We start from the raw sequence: 3,419 nt of genomic DNA, 5'->3' as shown, positions 1-3,419 counted from the left end.
CTCCTCGTGTGTGTCGGTGGCCCGTGTGTGGCGGACGGCACGTGCCAGGAGCGGGGGGCGGTTTCGTCCCCTGGGCCTGATGGCGTAAGATCGTCCGTTGGGTGTGCGCCCGGTTCTCGTGGCGCGCTGTCCACATCTAGTTCCCACCACGTCGTCGCCGCCCGTCCGGGCGGGGCCGGTCGTCGTGGGTTGATCCATCAGGACCGACAGTTAGCGGAGGATATGGCGAAGAAGGACGGTGTCATCGAGATCGAGGGCAGCGTCGTGGAGGCTCTGCCGAACGCGATGTTCCGCGTGGAGCTCACCAACGGCCACAAGGTGCTCGCCCACATCTCGGGCAAGATGCGACAGCACTACATCCGGATCCTCCCCGAGGACCGGGTGGTGGTGGAGCTGAGCCCGTACGACCTGTCCCGTGGCCGGATCGTCTACCGCTACAAGTAACAGCCACTCGAACACGCCGTCAGCCCTGTCACGGGCGCAACGGCGGCGGAGGAACACGCGATGAAGGTCAAGCCCAGCGTCAAGAAGATCTGCGACAAGTGCAAGGTGATCCGCCGGCACGGTCGCGTCCAGGTGATCTGCGAGAACCTGCGCCACAAGCAGCGCCAGGGCTGATGCCCTGACGCCGGTCCGTCGGACCAGCAGCTCGACCAGCACCACCGGTCCTCCACGGAGGACCAGCAAGCGCACAGCCACTCCGGCGATCACTCGCCGGTGCACCCTCGGTCGGAGGCCGGGGCCCGCAGCACGCGGGAGGGCAGTGCGGCAGACCTCCGATGCAGTGCAGGAGCCACCAGACACATGGCACGTCTTATCGGCGTCGACCTCCCCCGCGAGAAGCGGCTCGAGATCGCGCTCACCTACATCTACGGGGTCGGCCGTACCCGCGCCCAGGCAACTCTGGCCGCGACCGGCATCAGCCCGGACCTGCGCGTGAAGGACCTCGGCGACGCCGAGCTCGTCGCGCTGCGTGACTACCTCGAGACGAGCTACAAGCTCGAGGGTGACCTTCGCCGTGAGGTCGCTGCGGACATCCGCCGCAAGGTCGAGATCGGCTGCTACGAGGGCCTGCGTCACCGCCGTGGCCTTCCGGTGCGCGGACAGCGCACCAAGACCAACGCGCGTACCCGCAAGGGCCCGAAGCGCACCGTCGCCGGCAAGAAGAAGGCCGGGCGCAAGTAGCCCTCCCGGCTGGCTGCATCCCCGCGATGCGCCGCCCGGTCATCCCCAGCTGATCTCGAGAGAAGAAGAGCATGCCTCCCAAGACCCGTTCCGCCGTGCGCAAGCCGCGCCGCAAGGAGAAGAAGAACGTCTCCCACGGCCAGGCGCACATCAAGAGCACGTTCAACAACACGATCATCTCCATCACCGACCCGACCGGCGCCGTCATCGCGTCGGCCTCGTCGGGCCAGGTGGGCTTCAAGGGCTCGCGCAAGTCGACCCCCTTCGCGGCGCAGCTCGCCGCCGAGGCGGCCGCTCGTCGCGCCCAGGAGCACGGCATGAAGAAGGTCGACGTCTTCGTCAAGGGCCCCGGCTCCGGCCGTGAGACCGCGATCCGCTCGCTCCAGGCGACCGGCCTCGAGGTCGGCTCGATCCAGGACGTGACGCCCCAGGCGCACAACGGCTGCCGCCCGCCGAAGCGCCGTCGCGTCTGACCGTCGGCTCGATCGGGTCGGGGGGGCCCCCCCGACCCGGACATCCTTACGTCGACCAGGTGGACCGAGACCAGGCCGGCCCGTAGTACTGCGCAGCGTCATATGGCGGACGCCCGCTGAGAGGAAAACACACCGTGCTGATTGCACAGCGCCCCACCCTGACCGAAGAGGTCATCTCGGAGAACCGGTCGCGGTTCTCCATCGAGCCCCTGGAGCCGGGTTTCGGCTACACGCTCGGCAACTCGCTCCGCCGGACGCTGCTGTCCTCCATCCCCGGTGCCGCCGTCACGTCCATCCGGATCGACGGCGTGCTGCACGAGTTCTCCACCGTGCCGGGCGTCAAGGAGGACGTCACCGAGATCATCCTCAACATCAAGCAGCTGGTCGTCTCCTCGGAGAACGACGAGCCCGTGGTGATGTACCTGCGCAAGCAGGGTGCCGGTGAGGTCAGCGCCGCTGACATCGTCCCGCCGGCCGGCGTCGAGGTGCACAACCCCGACCTGCACCTGGCCACGCTGAACGACAAGGGCAAGCTCGAGATCGAGCTGACCGTCGAGCGCGGTCGTGGCTACGTGTCGGCGAACCAGAACAAGTCGTTCGACGCCGAGATCGGCCGCATCCCGGTCGACTCGATCTACTCGCCGGTCCTCAAGGTGACCTACAAGGTCGAGGCGACGCGTGTCGAGCAGCGCACGGACTTCGACAAGCTGGTCGTCGACGTCGAGACCAAGTCGGCGATCGGGCCGCGCGACGCGCTGGCCTCCGCCGGCAAGACGCTGGTCGAGCTGTTCGGTCTGGCCCGTGAGCTCAACATCGAGGCCGAGGGCATCGAGATCGGCCCGTCGCCGACCGACGCTGCGCTCGCCGCGGACCTCGCTCTGCCGATCGAGGACCTGCAGCTCACGATCCGCTCCTACAACTGCCTCAAGCGCGAGGGCATCCACTCCGTGGGTGAGCTCGTCGCCCGGTCCGAGGCCGACCTCCTGGACATCCGCAACTTCGGTGCGAAGTCCATCACGGAGGTCAAGGAGAAGCTGGCCGAGCTCGGTCTGACGCTCAAGGACAGCCCGCTCGACTTCGACCCGTCCGCCACCGCCTACTACGGCGACGACGAGGGCGACTTCGTCGAGGACGAGCAGTACTGACGCCGGGGAGCTAGACGTGCCGGCGTGAGCCGGCTCGCCTGCAGCCCATCACTGGAACTCAAGGAGTAAAGACCATGCCTACGCCCACCAAGGGTCCCCGGCTCGGTGGCGGACCGGCGCACGAGCGGCTGATCCTCGCGAACCTCGCGACGTCGCTGTTCGAGCACAAGCGCATCACGACGACCGAGACGAAGGCCAAGCGCCTCCGCCCGCTCGCCGAGCGCCTGATCACGTTCGCCAAGCGTGGTGACCTGCACGCCCGCCGCCGCGTGATGACCGTCGTCAAGGACAAGTCCGTCGTGCACGTGCTCTTCACCGAGATCGCCCCGGCCGTGGCCGAGCGTCAGGGTGGCTACACGCGCATCACCAAGATCGGCCCCCGCAAGGGCGACAACGCCCCGATGGCCGTCATCGAGCTCGTGCTCGAGCCGCTCTCCCCGAAGCAGGCCGTCGTGAAGGAGGCCACCAAGGCCGCCTCGAAGGCTGCGCCGAAGGCGRAGAAGGCCGACAAGGTCGAGGACAAGGTCGTCGAGGACGCGCCCGTCGAGGACGCGCCCGTCGAGGACGCTCCCGTGGAGGACGCGCCCGTCGAGGACGCTGCCGCCGAGACCAAGAG

6 protein-coding genes are annotated in these 3,419 nt (G+C 68.1%); all 6 read left to right on the top strand.

Annotated features, from left to right (window positions below):
- The first annotated feature begins 222 nt into the window (after window positions 1-222).
- A complete protein-coding gene (infA, locus tag AC1DUQ_RS21475) occupies window positions 223-444 on the top strand; it encodes a translation initiation factor IF-1 (RefSeq protein ID WP_013770189.1) in 222 nt (73 codons plus the stop codon).
- Window positions 445-504: 60 nt separating this feature from the next.
- On the top strand, window positions 505-618 hold the full coding sequence (rpmJ, locus tag AC1DUQ_RS21470) for a 50S ribosomal protein L36 (protein WP_013117849.1): 114 nt from the start codon (window positions 505-507) through the stop codon (window positions 616-618).
- Between the two features lie 186 nt (window positions 619-804).
- Window positions 805-1,185 (top strand): 30S ribosomal protein S13, encoded by a 381-nt coding sequence (rpsM, locus tag AC1DUQ_RS21465; RefSeq protein ID WP_175348018.1) that lies wholly within the window; start codon window positions 805-807, stop codon window positions 1,183-1,185.
- Between the two features lie 71 nt (window positions 1,186-1,256).
- The gene (rpsK, locus tag AC1DUQ_RS21460) at window positions 1,257-1,658 is read left to right on the top strand and encodes a 30S ribosomal protein S11 (protein WP_055912186.1); all 402 of its coding nucleotides are present in this window, start codon (window positions 1,257-1,259) and stop codon (window positions 1,656-1,658) included.
- A 134-nt stretch (window positions 1,659-1,792) separates the two neighbouring features.
- The gene (locus AC1DUQ_RS21455) at window positions 1,793-2,803 is read left to right on the top strand and encodes a DNA-directed RNA polymerase subunit alpha (RefSeq protein ID WP_056088961.1); all 1,011 of its coding nucleotides are present in this window, start codon (window positions 1,793-1,795) and stop codon (window positions 2,801-2,803) included.
- A 74-nt stretch (window positions 2,804-2,877) separates the two neighbouring features.
- On the top strand, window positions 2,878-3,419 hold a 542-nt coding region (rplQ, locus tag AC1DUQ_RS21450; RefSeq protein WP_477074603.1), incomplete at its 3' end, for a 50S ribosomal protein L17.

It is taken from the genome of Cellulomonas sp. P4_B5_2 (assembly GCF_056402235.1).
Note: the sequence above shows the minus strand (reverse complement) of the source record. Positions and strands in the feature narration are given on the sequence as shown.